The organism is Nostoc sp. (assembly GCF_036916975.1).
Taxonomy (GTDB): Bacteria; Cyanobacteriota; Cyanobacteriia; order Cyanobacteriales; family Nostocaceae; genus Nostoc.
Genome location: NZ_JBALFF010000055.1, coordinates 1 through 14,551, shown reverse-complemented (window position 1 = coordinate 14,551; position 14,551 = coordinate 1). Strand labels below are relative to the sequence as shown.

Sequence of the window (14,551 nt, the reverse complement as noted above, 5' to 3'; positions counted from 1 at the left end):
TGCTTATTTAGTATAAATATATTTTAGCTACTGAGAAAAGGATTTAGCGATCGCACCTTTTTTTCCAAACCTCACAAAATCGCATTGCTCCCCTTTAGAAATGGCAGGGCGACTCGGTGCTAAAACTGTTTCCTTAACAGGTTTGATTCCCTCTGCAACGGATTACGGTCATGCCCTTCTCAAAGCTGTTGAGGGACGTAATGATTTACCGACAATCACTACAGGACACGCTACAACCTGCTCTGCTGTTGTTTTGACGATTAAGAAAATTTTACTCTTTAGCAACCGTTCTTTAGAGCAAGAAAAAGTAGCATTCATCGGTTTAGGTTCGATTGGTCTTAATACCCTGCGTTTGATGTTAAAATGCTTGCCGCATCCATCGAACATTATCCTATGCGATGTTTACAGTAAACTGGAATCAATTCAAAATATTCAACGCGAACTTATCAGCGATTTAGGTTTTCGAGGTTCCATAAAAATAGCGACATCAACATCAGAACTTCCGTCAGAAATCTATGACGCTACTTTAATAATTGGCGCTACCAACGTACCAGACATCCTCGACATCGAACGGGTGAAACCTGGTACTTTAATTGTCGATGATTCTGGGCCACACTGCTTCTCCCCAGAACAGGCGATTAAGCGCTTTGAGAAACAGAAAGATATTCTCTTTACCGAAGGAGGAGTTCTTCTAGCACCTCACCCGATAGAGACGGTCATCCATCTACCCGAATGGATAAAAAATAACCTGAATGAAGCTTTATGGAAAGAATATGTGCCAACCAATCCATTTGAAATAATGGGGTGCGTTCTGTCCAGTCTCCTCTCAACTCGATTTGACTATATGAAACCCACTGTAGGATTACTGAATGTAGAAACTTGTGTGCAGCATTATCAAGGTTTAGAACAGTTGGGCTTTCAGGCAGCTGATTTGCATTGTGAAGGCTATGTGTTGCAAGTCGAGCCGAAATAAGGGTCTTGTTAGCTTTTGGCGATCGTGGAAGGTTATGCGCTTTCAGTCCCAATGAAAAAATTTCACAGCCAATTTCTCTAGGACTTACGCACTGAAGCCTGAAACCTAGATCCCCCAACTCCCTTAAAAAGGGGGGAACTTCTAAAGCCCACTTTTTAAGGGAGTTGGGGGATCTCAGTGCGTAAGTCCTGTTCTCGTAATTTTGCCCCAAAAAATAACTACATCTTCCCAGGATTTCACATTGTCAAATATTTGTTTTGACAGAGTATCTGCATCCTTTGGTGATACATTATATATGGCGTTGTATGGATCGAAAAAGTAGATATTATCCTTACTTCTGTAAATAGCTAATGCATGTCCATTTCCAGTAGGTTGGATAGCATTTATATAGCCAAAATCGCCCTCTGTTAATTTACTTAATAAACCACTCAATTCTTGCAAACTCATAACACTCTCTTTGCTTTGGCTCTTTATAAGAGTACTGCAAGTACTGGATTTTTCGTCTCCAAAAGGTTCAAACTCTAAATCTGCTTTGTCTTTGACATATTCAGCCCATTTTAATTTGAGGTCTGTAGACCATGAAAAATTGGCCTTTTCGACCATATCTTGTAATTCATCGCAATCTTGTGGTTTAATTTTATTGGCTTCTTCTATACCTTCAGCGCCAATACTAAACAGCCATTTTGAAGTTGCTCCTTCACATACACCATTCGGGTGTCTGCAAGTTTTGTTTTTCCAGATTATCATTTTTTTACTTCCAATCATTTTTGTTCGGTTCTATCTGTAAAACGATTCCAGAAGTCAATTTCTGAATTTTTAGAGTTAGGGGCGAATGGCACCAAAGTTACTAACAATTTATGTAGTAAATGAAGAAGGTAAAAAAATTAGGACATCGACAATACCTATTACTAATGATGGCACGTATTCCGGTTATAAAGAATTCCTAAAAATTTTAGAAATGTATTTGCTAAATTTGGGTATAAGTGAAGCCAAGCAGGTGTTATTGATTGCTGATGGTGCAGAGTGGATATGGATACACATTCCTCCTTTACTAAAAAAATTAAAATGCCCACTTGAAACTTATCAATTATTAGACTTTTATCACGCAGCATCACATTTACAAGATTTTGCTGATGCCGCTTTTAGTACAGATAATGAGCGTCAATCATGGTTTAAAAAATCTCGGAAAATTTTAAAGAAAGGTCAGGCACTAGATTTAATGAGAAATATGGGTGAATTTATTTCCGAGGCAACAGGAGAGCGCTGTAAAATTATGGTAAGAGAGCGAAATTACATTTTAAAAGCTTGATAGTTGGAGGCTTTTAAAATATAACGAAGTTGCGGCCCGAAAATTACCTCTCGGTAGTGGCGCAGTTGAAAGTTTAATTCGTCAAGTTGTTAATTTACGCATGAAAGGAAACAGTAAGTTTTGGTTACAGAATAATGCAGAAATTATGTTACATCTGCGTTGTCAATGGATAGCTAAAAGTTGGGGTAATTTTTGTGATTCTATCTTTAATTCTTTTATCAAACCCCAAACTGGTTGATAAATTTTATACTTCATTCTCCCTTTAATTTATTTTCTCGCATAATTGATACTAAGTATCACGAATTTGTTGCAGAGATTTTTGGAAATAATTGTCAAATGACTTGCTAGCAATCTTTTTGAGATACCTCATCAAGATGATTTCTCGTGTAAAGCAGTATTTGATTTGTAAATAAAATCACCATCGACTTAAATATCATTTTTAGCGATCGCTTGTTTTTGATCCGACTTCACAAAATCGCGTTGCTCCCGTTATTTAAATGATGACGAATTTTCATCAGGTAACTAAAGTATCTGCGTTGGTCTTGTGCTTGCTTTGCTTCGCCATCAGTTTAGCAAACATCCCTTCCTGATGCGCCAATTCTTCAAACCTCCCTTGCTGCACGACCCGACCGGCTTCAAGCACATAAATGCGATCGGCATTGCGAATAGTACTGAGACGGTGAGCGATCGCAATTCGCGTCACTTTCATGCGCTCTAAACTTGCAGTTACGATCGCCTGGGTATGGTTATCCAAAGCACTAGTCGCCTCATCAAACACAATAATTCGCGGCTTCAACACTAATGCCCTAGCAATTAGTAACCGTTGGCGTTGTCCCCCTGATAAATTTGCACCACCTTCGGAAATCACCGTATGCATCCCCATTGGCATCTGTTCAATATCTTGGTCAAAACCCGCCATCCGCGCTGCATTCCAGGCTTCCTCCATACTAATTAACGCCCCACCACTGATATTTTCAAACACACTCTCGCTATTGATCCGCCCATTTTGCAGTACCACTCCTAATTGACGACGCACCGCCGAAACATCCAACCCAGACAAATCCTGCCCATCAAAATACACCGTCCCCTGTTCCGGCACATCAAAACCCAAAAGCATTCGTAAGGTGGTAGATTTGCCACTACCAGAAGGCCCCACCAAAGCAATAAACTCCCCTGGTTTCGCCTCAATCGTCACATCATCCAAATTTAATGGCCCATCTTCCCGATAGCGGAAAGTAATATGATCTAACTTGACGTAACCAGAAAGTCGCCCCGGATCTGCCTTATTTAAATCCACCTCTGGCAGTTCGTCTACAATTGGTTTGGCATAATTCCACAAAACGCCAATTTCCAACAGGTCAATGAGCGTATTACTAAGAGTTGTCACCCCCACGTTAAAACTAGCAAAGGCAGTATTAAAAGCCAGAAACGTACCTGTTGATAAGCCACTAGTTTGACCCTGACTCAACAAACTAGCCGTCATCCAGAAAATGAGGATGGGTGTAAGATTGGATTGCAAAATATTAAAAGTGGCAATGCCATCTTCAATCCACTGATTTGTCTGCATGAGTTTCAGCTGTTGCTGGTAGTGCTTCGCCCAAAATGCAAATGCTCGTTCTTCGGCTGCTGTCGTCCGCAATTTTGAGATACCGCTAATCAGTTGAATGGTAAGTCCGCCGATGATGCCTTCTAATTCTTCCAATTGGCTAGTTTGCTGGCGTTTAAAGTGTCCAGCAATACTTGTGACTAAAGATGTTAAAATTGCGACTGCCAACCCAACGGCTGCTAAAGGTGGACTATAAACAAATAAAAGTCCTAAATTCAATAAAGAAAAAAAGCTTTTAGAAATAACATCTAGCTTGTCAGCACCCAACTTATCCCTAATTTGGGTAATGGAATTGACACGAGAGAGCATTTCTCCAGAGGAATAATTACGAAAAAACGCCAGTCTCAGCTTAAGTACCCTATCCCACATGGCACTTTGCAAGTTCAAAAGGGAATAGATTTCAAATCGTCCCAGGTTGATCCCTTGAGTGAGCCGAAAAAGAGCCGAGCCAAAACTAGCAGCGAATAAAGCCAGAGTGAGTTGGAGTAATAAACCACGATCTGCATCAGGAACGGCAGTATCAATGAGGATACCCGTAGCTTGGGGAACTACCATCCCAGCTATTGTTCCAGCAATACCCGTAAAGATGATATTCCGCAATTCCTGCCCTCTACCACGCAGAGAATACTGAAACAATGTCAGCAAATCCAGCTTCTTCTCTGGAAAGGGCGGATAGAACATATAGGCGGTGGGAGACAATAACTTTGCAGTCTTTTCTCCTAATCGAATCCGTTTTTGAGTAATTGGGTGATAAATTTCGTAGTGATTTTTGGCATTTAGCAACAGAGCAACAGGAGTATTATCAGCTTGCAGATATCCCACCAATGGGCCACAATCATCCCGCCACCAGCGTTCTGTCAGCACCACCCGCCGAATTCGCATCCGAGAAGCACGGGCGATCGCATCCATTGGTTCCTTCACCCGCTTGATATTTTCTGATTGAGCAGGTGGCTGAATTTGAATCCCCATTGCATGTCCTACCGCTCCAGCCGCCGCCAGCAAGGGGTTGCCAACAAAGGTTGCTGAAACTTCTTTGGGTTCAACTAGAGAGACAAAAGAAGCGATCGCTCCGGCTGTTGCCTCCCGGTTCAAGTTTTCCCGCGCTTGAAACTGTGCAAGCATTTCTAATTGTGCCTGCTGTTCAAGTTCCTGCAAGCTACCTAAAAACTGCTCGTGGAAGTTATCTAAAATTGTCAGTTGAGTAAGGCTTGGGGTTTGCTCGGATATTTCTGGTACTGGTAGAGGAATTCCTGTACTGTTCAAAGCAGAACTTAACCGCTCAAACCAAGTAGTTAGGAGACTGTGAGTAGACCCGAAATTTGTCACAGGGTCAATGAAGAGGCAGGGGGCAGGGGGCAGGGGGAGATTACCCCATCCTCCTCCTGTGGATCTGTGCGGAACATGGGTCTGAGTTCCTCACTTTTTGTATTAAGTGGCTCTCGTAAAGAGCGGGAAGCTAACGCAACAGGTGAGGTCGAATCGCCATCTGAACTATCCCCCCTGCTCCCTGCTAAGAGCTCCCTTGCCTCTTTTTCAATATCGCTATGAAATTGGCAACGCTGAAAACGCAGCAGCTCTCTGTAGTTGGAACTGCCAAAATATAGAAAGGATTGGGTTCAAGGTGTCCTAAACTAGAGACATCCGTCACAAATCCAAACAGTACCTCACCCATCTCTGCGGTAAACAAGTATTGTCGAGAGCCTTGCAAACTGCCATTTTGAAGATGACTAGCAAAAATTGCCATTGACCCTGATTGTATTGCCCAAACCTGTTGCGGGTCATCTAGCAGTAATACTTCACCTTCGGACAGCAGTTTGGTGAGGCTTGGGGCAATTCCGTTATTTATCATCATCATCTGCCTCCTCATCATGAACCAGTTCGGCGTAGAATCCACCCATCTGCATTAATTGCTTATGAGTGCCTCGTTGCACTATTACCCCCCGTTCCAACACAATAATTTCATCGCAATCCTGAATTGAACTGAGACGGTGAGCGACAATTAAGCAAGTACAACCGCGCTGCCGCAGATTGTTGTAAATTAATTGTTCTGTGTCCCCATCCAAAGCACTTGTTGCTTCATCTAAAATCAAAATTGAGGGATTGTGCAGAAGCGATCGCGCAATCTCTAACCGTTGGCGCTGTCCGCCGCTCAAGTTGACACCACCTTCCAGCAATTCACCGTTATAGCCACTCGGTATAGCCATAATCACATCTTGAATTCTGGCATCAATGCAGGCGCGACGAATTTGCGAATCAGCAACCGTCGTATCCCACAGAGTCAAGTTATCTCGCACGCTACCAGAAAACAAGAAAACCTCTTGCTCAACGGTAGCAAGAGAGTTAACCAAAACTGAGTGAGGAATAGAGGCAGTACTTGTAGCATTTCCGATACCACCGCCATATCTCTATAAGTATTTACTGTCTTGGTAAAATAACCAGCCCAGCGTGCAAAAAAGTCCGATTCTAAGGCGGAGGCTTTTAAGGTTTCTATACTTTGAATTCCGGCAATGGCAACTCCTTCAGTCTTACCCCAGTCCTTATCAAGCTGCATATAGCGTTCTTCTAACCAGCCTCCGGCACGCAGCAGTACTACAATATTCACAATTGCCAAGCTAAGAGCGATCGCTGCTAGTAACCAGTTATAGGCAAACATCACCAGCACGTAGATAATGGTAATAGCTACATTAATAATCGTCTCTGCCATTTGACCAGAAATTGCCTGAGCCACCTTGTCATTGAGCTTGACTCGACCGCCAATTTCCCCCGGAAAACGCTGTGTGTAAAAACCAACAGGCAACTTGAGTAGATGCCAAAAAAAGCGGCTAGACATACTAGCAGCTAATTTAATTTGCAACTGCCGCAAAAAGCGCCGTTGCTGGGAAAATAAAAATCCTTGGATCAGGGTTGTAATTAGCATTCCCAACAACAAGGGACGTAACCAGTCCGTTCGGTCTTCTACCAAAATTTGGTCTACGAACACCTGAGTAAAAACAGGTATTGCCAATCCCGGAATCACCAACAAAAAGCCCAGCACAACGCTCAAGAGAACGGCTCCAACAGAAGTTTTGAGTCGCGTTAACAGCGAAAGCAAAATACTCGGCTTGCGTCCAGCTTTTTTAAAGTCTGTTCCTGGTTCCATTGCCAGGACAACTCCGATATATGTCTCGTCAAACTCATGCCGGGAAACAGTTCGGGGGCCAGTAGCTGGGTCATTGAGATAAACTTGGTCTTTGTCGATGCCTTCCACCACTAATAAGTGGCTAAAATTCCAAAAGGCGATCGCAGGCAACCGCATCTGAGCTAGTTGAGCGGTTTCTTTCTTAAACGCTTTTGCCTTTAATCCATAGTTTCTTGCAGCTTTGACAATATTAGCAGGTTGACTGCCATCACGAGATACCCCACATTCTTGCCGCAGTTCTGCCAGTGGTACAAAGCGTCCATAGTATCCCAAAATAATCCCCAACGCCGCTGCACCGCATTCGACCTCTTCCATTTGCAAAAGTGTCGGCGTTCTGACTCGTTGTTTAGTTTGTTGTTTTAACCCCAATTTGAACATAAATTTTTATTTGATAATAGGGAACAGGGGACTTCCAAATAAAAGATATCCCGTGACATTAGGGGCAGGGGGCAAGGAGTAGGGGAAAGAGGAATTTGGACACATTGGAGACAAGGAGAAGAACTTCCCCCTGCCCCCCGCTCCCTGCTCCCTCTCCCTCTTTCTCCCCCACCTCTTCACGGAACTCCACTCCACTCGCGCAAAAAGGGTAACAAGAAGGTAATCGGTGTCCGTTCCTCCACTGTCACCCGTGTATTTACAGGAGTCCCTGGTGTAATCTGCGTGTTAGGTCCTTTTGAGGAAGACCACTTGAAACCACTCACATTCCCAAGTTCTGGGATAAGTTCAGCTATCACCTCCACCTTGGCGGTTTTGTCTGTCAGCTGGTCAGCCAGTTCTGGGTTGCCAATGGTTGATGCAGCCCTTGTCGAGCTAACAGGATAAGGAGAGACGGTTTTTACAGTACCGACAATGCCGCCAAAACGTTCCCGCTTGACGGTATCAGGTGTAATTTGTACCTTCATCCCTGGTTTAATTTGCTTACCATCTTTCACATCAAAGTAAGTAATTCCAACTAGCTTTGGTGTGCTTTCCCCTTGAATTCGCAATGTTCCTAACCGAGTTCCTGAATTGACAACTTGTCCCTGGACGACACTCATTTCCAAAATGCAACCATTTTGGGGACTACGTATTAAACTGCGCTCACTAATTTGTTTTTGTAGTTGACCAATGGCACGATCTACTTCGGCAATGTCATTTTTGCGGACATTAGAGGCTTGTAGATTTTCTATCTCTTGGCGTTTGCTGCGAGTTTCTAACTCTTCCAATTGCGTTTTCGTGTCGCTAATTGTATTCAGAGATTGCAAATAGCGTTGTTTGACTTCAGTCCCATTCACTTCTAATTGCTGTAACGAAACTCGCAACTCCTCAATATTTTGTAATTCTTGCCGATATTCGCGTTCTGCTGTAATCAACGATTCTTGCTCTAACGCTCCTTCAGCAGCTAATTGTTGCCGACGCTGCCAACGGTCTTTTAGTGTCGGGATCATTGCCTGTGAATCTTTGAACCGTTGCTCTAAGCTGCGTCGCTGCTGTTCAATTGTCAGCAAAGTTTGGTCTCGCAGTGTGGGAGAGAGGGTTTTGCTATCTTCTAGTCGCTGCAACAAACTAACACGACTTGCTTTTATCGCTTCTGCTTCCAGTTGAGTCCGTTGCTGCTGTAAGGAATCGGTATTGGCAGCTTGCACCACCAGTTGCTGGCGTTTGGCTCGTTGTTGTTTGAGTTGTTCAGCCAATTCAATCGGCTCAATAGCAGCCAGCATTTCTCCCTTTTTCACGCACTGCCCATCTTTGACTGCCAAGGTTTCTAGCTGTCCAGCAATGGCTGATTGCAGTTCTACCGTCTGTTGAGGGGAAATCAACACACCTTTCCCAATCACAGTTATGGGGATTCTAGCAACTGCGCTCCATACTAAAGCCAGCACCGTCAATCCTCCCACCGTTGCTGCCGGTATCCAATCTTTGGGTTTGACAACGTGCATTAACTGGTCTAGGCGTTCTGGGGATGAAGCTTCATCAAAGGAGGGATTGGGTGAGGTGTTATCTAAAGGTGATTCTGTCATTTTCGTTAATTCCCTCGCAAACGATTCATCATCCACTTGAACCGAGTGCCTGCTAGAAGTGTAAGTTCTAACACATCAAGGGGAATTTCATCTTCATATTCCACATTGTCTAAAAATTGTTCTTGGTTATAGGCTTGGGTGCCAAACCCTCGTCTAACTAAATCGTCTCGCAGCCGATCAACTAAGACGATGGTCAGTGACCGATAGAAGCGCATAGCAAAACCGCGATCGCGCTGTAACTTTTCCCGTAGTAAATCTTGGGGAATGGCTAATACAAAGGAGTTTTCAGCACAGCGAATCGTTGCTGATGCGACTCCTACTTCCACAAAGGACATTTCGCCTACGATCTCGCCACTGGCACGGCGGGCAATTTCCCGTTCTGTCAGTTGACCGTCCACCGTCAGAGTAATTACAACGGCGAAAGCGCCTTTAAGTAAGAAATAGACAGCTTCTACGGCTTCTCCTTGCTGAATTAGTACTGTGCCTTTTTGTACTCTTTCTTTCCTGCCGTAGGTAGTCAGCCAATCAATATCGTTATCGTTGAGAACTGCAAACAGATATAAAACTTTTCTTAAGGACTGTCCTGGCAATATCTTGCTCTGTGCCAGCAAACTAGACATATTTCGCAGTCGATTAGATAATTTCATGGCAAGTTCATGATAGAACCGTGCAGCAAAATCTGGATCTCGTTCGACTTTTAACTGTAGTTTCTGTTTAGGAAGTGCCAATAGCTGGCAGGAATTGACCGCCTTCACTGTGGCAGAAGGGGGACGGTCATCAATAAAAGACATCTCGCCAACAATTTCTCCTTGAGAGAGGCGAGCGATTTCGACATCTTGATTGCTATTTCCCTGTGAAATCGAGACTTGCAGTGTGCCATCCAAGACAATGTACAGGAATTCCCCTACTTTGCCTTCTTGAATGAGAACAGTATCAACAGCCACAACTTTTATAGTTGCAGTTTGCTGAATAAATGCAAAATCTTGGGGTTGCAGAACTTTAAAGGCGATCGCTTGGTCAAGCATTTAAGAACTAAATTAGTTAGTATAAATTTTTGTCTAAATATTTGTCTTTTGCCCTCCGTATAAATACATACATACTTACCTTCAGCAATAGTAACTGTGAAATAACTGAAGCCCCTGTGCCGTGAAAACCTTCTGTAGCTTACTTCTCGGTAAGGATAGCAGTCTTCACTTCGAGATATTGCGCGATCAATTTTGAATTCCAAACAACCTCTTAGGATTTTTGTATGTGAAGAGTAGTATTGTAGTGTTTAACATTTACGTATATACACTGAACTAAAAGTATAATTATTTGGCTTATTTTGGAACAAATAGATGATATTTAGTTATAACTATGTTGAAATATCAGCGGCGAAATGTCCTTAAATTTATGATCGCTGCAATCAGTTGCGATCGCCCCTCAACCTGATTAAGTTCCCAGATCGGAAGGGCGATCGCAATCACTCAAAAATAACCCAATCTTTTCCCTTCCTTATACCAAATTACCGTTCTGGTAAATCAAGATGAAAGTATGTATTTTACAACCCGATTATTCTCAATCGACAGTAGACGCAGACTATAAGAACTGCGAAACGCCACGTAACCTTTCTCATCTCTTACCAGAAAACCAAGTAGACCATGTTTTCTTAAATAAAGCAACAACCTATCGTCAGCTAAAAGGCTGAAACCCTAGCTGATATAGAAGTTGCTTGTCAAAAGTTGCAATTTCCTCTATTTGTTAAACCAGCAGCATCATCAGATAGCTGCCGTAAGCCAGAGACAGTGCCGTAGGCGATCGCTTTATGGTATGAGTAGTGGTAAAATAGATTTGATTTATGTATGCCAGCTAAAGATATATTTCATAATACAGTTAAAACAGCCCTCGAAAAAGATAAATGGACAATTACTGACGAGCATCTATTTATTCAAGTTGAGGATATTGATTTTTACATAGACTTAACAGCAGAGAGAATTTTAGCTGCTGAAAAAACTGGTAAAAAAATAGCAGTAGAGATAAAATCCTTTTTAGGAGCCTCAGACGTAACTGAATTTCACCTAGCTCTTGGTCAATGTCTCAACTACCGTTCAGCATTGAGGTTGACTGAACCGGATCGGATTTTGTATTTAGCCGTTCCAGTAGATGTTTATAATGAGTTTTTTAGTCGGAAGTTTATTCAAAGAATAATTGCTGAATATCAACTAAAATTACTAATTTTTAATCCAGAGCAAGAGGAGATAGTTATATGGAGAGACTAAATTATCAAGAAATAGTCCAAAAAATTCTGGAAACTCATGCCAAAAATCGCTCAAATAGCCAGACAGAAGTCAAATTGTTATTTGATACTGAGCGCGAGCGCTATCAAGTTATCAATATTGGTTGGCAAGAGCTAACGCGAATATTTGGTTGTATTATTTATGTAGAAATTAAAGATGGCAAAATTTGGATCGAACGCGATGGAACGGAAATCGGAGTGGCTAATGAATTAGTAGAAGCTGGAGTTCCTAAACAAGATATAGTTTTGGCTTTTAAAGCCCCATACAAACGAAAATTTACTGACTTTGCTGTTAGTTGAAGCACATAAGAGTTAGGAAATCTACGGTAATTAGGGAAATAATAACTTTATAGCGATCACCTTGTCTTGTAAGCTAACGCACCTTTTCAATTATCGGTGAAATGTCTATGATGCTGTAAGCCAGAGAGCGATCTGCTTGCAGCAGCGCTTCGCTATCGCACTACTTATCCATCAGATCGCCTGTTTATGAAAAAAGCTTTATGTTTAAAACCGTACTGCGTCCCGCTACGCGCTTTCGCCCCTCTTGTGGCGCGTTCGCGCTAGCGTCTCGTCAGAGAAACAGTCATTGTATCCCAAGGTAGATAAAAACCCTCTGCCCGTTGTGTCTGGCTTGATTCAATTGCGAACTTGTACTGAGCGTAGCCGTTCGCGGAGCGTCTCGAAGAGAAGTATTGCTCTCAACTCTTAGAGACGCGCAAGGGACGCAGCGGGGCGTAGCAAGAGTGCGAATTGCGAATTGGTTTAACCCAGTTTTCAGTTCTAATGATACTCACGCCCCCAGACTTGTGAAAATATGTACTTAGCTACTCTGTATATTAAACAACTTAACAAAATTTTCATAAAATCATGTGATATTCCCCTACCGATGGGAACAATAGCAAAGACAACAGCGTAACGACGTTTTTCATGCAGAGAATAGCTGTTGTCGAGCATCAAAGTTCTCAAAAACACGGATTAGGAGAGTTAGTATTGTCTATAGATAAGCAACTAAACCAAAATAATAGGCACTTCCAAGAAGATTCAGAAGAGAACTCAGCTTGGCTTCCCAGTACTTTTGCAGAAGTGGTTGCTAAAGTAAAAAACTTTGCGCTTGGAGAGTTTGACCGCGAAGTTGTTGAAAATCAGCTTTACTACCATACCCGCGAACATCTAAATCATGTACAGCGCCGAGCAAATGCCATTTTTCAGGTAATTTGTCCTTATTGGCAAGCGTCACTAGGTAACGAGCTTACAGCAGAATACATAACACGCATAAATCTGCTGCTAGAACTGTGTGCTGTTGCTCATGACATGATTCAGATTTTTGTTCCCCAAACCCAGCCTTATACTTCCAGACGGCGTGAACCTGGGGTAAGTGAAAATCTAACTTTTGAAAAACTATTGAATTATATAAAAGGAGTAAATCAGCAGCTAAAAGAGCATTGTATTGATGATTCTGTATTGTTTAAAGAGGCAGATATATCGATTATTAAAGATGCTATCGAAGCTACCATTTGTATCTACGATCCATCCGATCAAGGTATTTATCAACCTGCCCTTTACGAGCAAACCAGAGATTTATCAATTGTAGCTTGTATCATTGCCCTTGCAGATATTGGCTCATTAGGAATGGATGGCATAGATGCTTACAATCAGGAAGGCAGCTTGCTTTTTTTAGAAGAAAATCCAGATGTCATACCCATTATTTTAAATCAAACAACTGCAACTTTAGCTTTAGAAAATCCAGAACTTTATGAGAATATCCGACAACGCCTTTTAAAACGCGCTCGCTTTCAAGTCAGTTTTGCCAAATCTAGACTCATTCGTTATCCCCAGGAAATTGCCAGCCTGACAAAAGAAGCGGTGGCAATTTTAACTTGTGAAATTTTTAAGCATTTAACTTTTCAGACAATTCAAGAGATCGAATTAACTACACCCACAGATGAAGATACATCTTTGGAAGAGTTGATTGATTTTTTTCAATTGGAATTGGTGATGGGTAATCATTAAAATTAATCATTCAAATTTTAGCATTTTTAAACGCAAAGTAAAGTAACGCAAAGTTGCAGAGGTACGCTGAGATTTTTCAAGATTATTCACTATGAACTTACGAAAGTATGTGCTAAGACCTAGTTACCAATTACTAATTCCCAATCAATTATGTTAATGTTACTTTTCTATATTGGCAGTAATGTATATGCAATAGAAAGTTGTTATGTAGTGGAAGTGATTCCGAGAGTAACATACAGAGAAGTTCATCATGTACCAAATTATGTAGCTGGATTATTTAATTATCGTGGTGCAATTGTTCCAGTGATTGACCTTTGTCAATTAATTCGAGGAACATCAAGCCAATCCTACCTGAGTACACGCGTCTTTATTGTTAGTTATCCTGTTCAAGAATCTGACAAATTTAAGTATGTCGGCTTGATGGCAGAACGAGTCATTAAAACAGTAAAAAAATCAACAAGCGAATTTTTAGCATCTGGTATTCAAACAAGTGAAGCACCCTATCTGGGCAAAATGATTATGGATGAATCCGGGATGATTCAACATATTGATTTAGAGCGCCTACTTAGCATTTTGAAACAGATTAATTTATTAGAAGCTGGAGTATAGCGTACAGATGTCATTGACAGATATTGAAAAACTCCTAAGTAAAAAGATTGGCGTTGATTGTAATATTATTGGTTCCAGGAAAATTGCTAAATCCGTAGAGAATCGCTGCTCTGCTTGTAGTATAAGCGACTTAAAAAAGTATCTTCAACTTTTACAAACTTCTTCAGAAGAATTTACAGAACTAGTTGAACAAATAGTTGTCCCAGAAACATATTTTTTTCGCGATCGCAAATCATTTGATTTCCTGATCAACTTTGTGAAAACACAGTGGTTAACTAAATCCGGTCATGGCATACTGCGTCTGTTAAGTGTACCTTGCTCCACTGGTGAAGAACCTTATTCAATAGCGATCGCCCTGATGGAAACAGGCTTATCCACCTCACAGTTTCAGATTGATGCCATTGATATTAGCAAACAGGCGATCGCTAAAGCACAGCAAGGAATTTATGGTAAAAATTCATTTCGCGGTGAAGTTTTAGTTGACCGAAACCGCTATGGGAGCAATGCGATTTTGTGAGGTTTGGAAAAAAAGGTGCGATCGCTAAATCCTTTTCTCAGTAGCTAAAATATATTTATACTAAATAAGCAGTG

14 protein-coding genes and 1 pseudogene are annotated in these 14,551 nt (G+C 41.7%); 8 read left to right on the top strand and 7 right to left on the bottom strand.

Features of this window, described 5'->3' with window-relative positions:
* Nucleotides 1-100 precede the first annotated feature (100 nt).
* Complete coding sequence (locus V7K73_RS12810; RefSeq protein WP_334880453.1) at nucleotides 101-973, top strand: hypothetical protein; 873 nt, start codon at nucleotides 101-103, stop codon at nucleotides 971-973.
* Nucleotides 974-1,147: 174 nt separating this feature from the next.
* Here the strand turns inward: V7K73_RS12810 and V7K73_RS12805 are convergent, their stop codons facing one another.
* On the bottom strand, nucleotides 1,148-1,738 hold the full coding sequence (locus V7K73_RS12805; RefSeq protein WP_334880451.1) for a hypothetical protein: 591 nt from the start codon (nucleotides 1,736-1,738) through the stop codon (nucleotides 1,148-1,150).
* A gap of 73 nt (nucleotides 1,739-1,811) precedes the next feature.
* Here V7K73_RS12805 and V7K73_RS12800 point away from each other — a divergent pair.
* A pseudogene (locus V7K73_RS12800) lies at nucleotides 1,812-2,520 on the top strand (ISLre2 family transposase); the annotation flags it as partial.
* Between the two features lie 276 nt (nucleotides 2,521-2,796).
* On the opposite strand, the gene V7K73_RS12795 reads toward V7K73_RS12800, so the two are convergent.
* From V7K73_RS12795 to V7K73_RS12770, 6 genes are all read right to left on the bottom strand, one after another.
* Entirely contained in the window at nucleotides 2,797-5,214 is a 2,418-nt protein-coding gene (locus V7K73_RS12795; RefSeq protein ID WP_334880450.1) for an NHLP bacteriocin export ABC transporter permease/ATPase subunit, read from the bottom strand.
* Between the two features lie 184 nt (nucleotides 5,215-5,398).
* Entirely contained in the window at nucleotides 5,399-5,743 is a 345-nt protein-coding gene (locus V7K73_RS12790; RefSeq protein ID WP_334880449.1) for a hypothetical protein, read from the bottom strand.
* On the bottom strand, nucleotides 5,727-6,197 hold the full coding sequence (locus tag V7K73_RS12785) for an ATP-binding cassette domain-containing protein (RefSeq protein ID WP_334880447.1): 471 nt from the start codon (nucleotides 6,195-6,197) through the stop codon (nucleotides 5,727-5,729). Before V7K73_RS12785 ends, V7K73_RS12790 begins: the two co-directional genes overlap by 17 nt.
* Nucleotides 6,167-7,444, bottom strand: coding sequence for a cysteine peptidase family C39 domain-containing protein (locus V7K73_RS12780; RefSeq protein ID WP_334880445.1), 1,278 nt, complete (start codon nucleotides 7,442-7,444; stop codon nucleotides 6,167-6,169). Before V7K73_RS12780 ends, V7K73_RS12785 begins: the two co-directional genes overlap by 31 nt.
* 176 nt (nucleotides 7,445-7,620) lie before the next feature.
* Entirely contained in the window at nucleotides 7,621-9,066 is a 1,446-nt protein-coding gene (locus V7K73_RS12775; protein ID WP_334880443.1) for an NHLP bacteriocin system secretion protein, read from the bottom strand.
* Nucleotides 9,067-9,071: 5 nt separating this feature from the next.
* Nucleotides 9,072-10,091: a cyclic nucleotide-binding domain-containing protein gene (locus V7K73_RS12770; RefSeq protein WP_334880441.1), complete on the bottom strand. Its 1,020-nt coding sequence runs from the start codon at nucleotides 10,089-10,091 to the stop codon at nucleotides 9,072-9,074.
* Between the two features lie 500 nt (nucleotides 10,092-10,591).
* Here V7K73_RS12770 and V7K73_RS12765 point away from each other — a divergent pair, with 500 nt between their 5' ends.
* The 6 genes from V7K73_RS12765 to V7K73_RS12740 all read left to right on the top strand — a co-directional run bounded on the left by V7K73_RS12765 (nucleotide 10,592) and on the right by V7K73_RS12740 (nucleotide 14,477).
* Nucleotides 10,592-10,753, top strand: coding sequence for a hypothetical protein (locus V7K73_RS12765; RefSeq protein WP_334880439.1), 162 nt, complete (start codon nucleotides 10,592-10,594; stop codon nucleotides 10,751-10,753).
* Between the two features lie 154 nt (nucleotides 10,754-10,907).
* Nucleotides 10,908-11,324, top strand: a complete 417-nt coding sequence (locus V7K73_RS12760) for a XisH family protein (RefSeq protein WP_334880437.1) — start codon at nucleotides 10,908-10,910, stop codon at nucleotides 11,322-11,324.
* Complete coding sequence (locus V7K73_RS12755) at nucleotides 11,312-11,641, top strand: XisI protein (protein WP_334880435.1); 330 nt, start codon at nucleotides 11,312-11,314, stop codon at nucleotides 11,639-11,641. Before V7K73_RS12760 ends, V7K73_RS12755 begins: the two co-directional genes overlap by 13 nt.
* Before the next feature lie 627 nt (nucleotides 11,642-12,268).
* Nucleotides 12,269-13,351, top strand: a complete 1,083-nt coding sequence (locus tag V7K73_RS12750) for a hypothetical protein (protein ID WP_334880433.1) — start codon at nucleotides 12,269-12,271, stop codon at nucleotides 13,349-13,351.
* Nucleotides 13,352-13,501: 150 nt separating this feature from the next.
* Nucleotides 13,502-13,960, top strand: coding sequence for a chemotaxis protein CheW (locus tag V7K73_RS12745; RefSeq protein WP_334880431.1), 459 nt, complete (start codon nucleotides 13,502-13,504; stop codon nucleotides 13,958-13,960).
* Between the two features lie 7 nt (nucleotides 13,961-13,967).
* Nucleotides 13,968-14,477, top strand: a complete 510-nt coding sequence (locus V7K73_RS12740) for a CheR family methyltransferase (protein WP_334880429.1) — start codon at nucleotides 13,968-13,970, stop codon at nucleotides 14,475-14,477.
* The last annotated feature ends 74 nt before the right edge of the window (nucleotides 14,478-14,551 follow it).

Coding starts and splice junctions, on each gene's coding strand:
- V7K73_RS12750 (WP_334880433.1), top strand. CDS start 12,269: ATGCAGAGAATAGCTGTTGTCGAGCATCAAAGTTCTCAAAAACACGGA.
- V7K73_RS12790 (WP_334880449.1), bottom strand. CDS start 5,743: ATGATGATGATAAATAACGGAATTGCCCCAAGCCTCACCAAACTGCTG.
- V7K73_RS12760 (WP_334880437.1), top strand. CDS start 10,908: ATGCCAGCTAAAGATATATTTCATAATACAGTTAAAACAGCCCTCGAA.
- V7K73_RS12780 (WP_334880445.1), bottom strand. CDS start 7,444: ATGTTCAAATTGGGGTTAAAACAACAAACTAAACAACGAGTCAGAACG.
- V7K73_RS12765 (WP_334880439.1), top strand. CDS start 10,592: ATGAAAGTATGTATTTTACAACCCGATTATTCTCAATCGACAGTAGAC.
- V7K73_RS12755 (WP_334880435.1), top strand. CDS start 11,312: ATGGAGAGACTAAATTATCAAGAAATAGTCCAAAAAATTCTGGAAACT.
- V7K73_RS12805 (WP_334880451.1), bottom strand. CDS start 1,738: ATGATTGGAAGTAAAAAAATGATAATCTGGAAAAACAAAACTTGCAGA.
- V7K73_RS12740 (WP_334880429.1), top strand. CDS start 13,968: ATGTCATTGACAGATATTGAAAAACTCCTAAGTAAAAAGATTGGCGTT.
- V7K73_RS12810 (WP_334880453.1), top strand. CDS start 101: ATGGCAGGGCGACTCGGTGCTAAAACTGTTTCCTTAACAGGTTTGATT.
- V7K73_RS12770 (WP_334880441.1), bottom strand. CDS start 10,091: ATGCTTGACCAAGCGATCGCCTTTAAAGTTCTGCAACCCCAAGATTTT.
- V7K73_RS12775 (WP_334880443.1), bottom strand. CDS start 9,066: ATGACAGAATCACCTTTAGATAACACCTCACCCAATCCCTCCTTTGAT.
- V7K73_RS12745 (WP_334880431.1), top strand. CDS start 13,502: ATGTTAATGTTACTTTTCTATATTGGCAGTAATGTATATGCAATAGAA.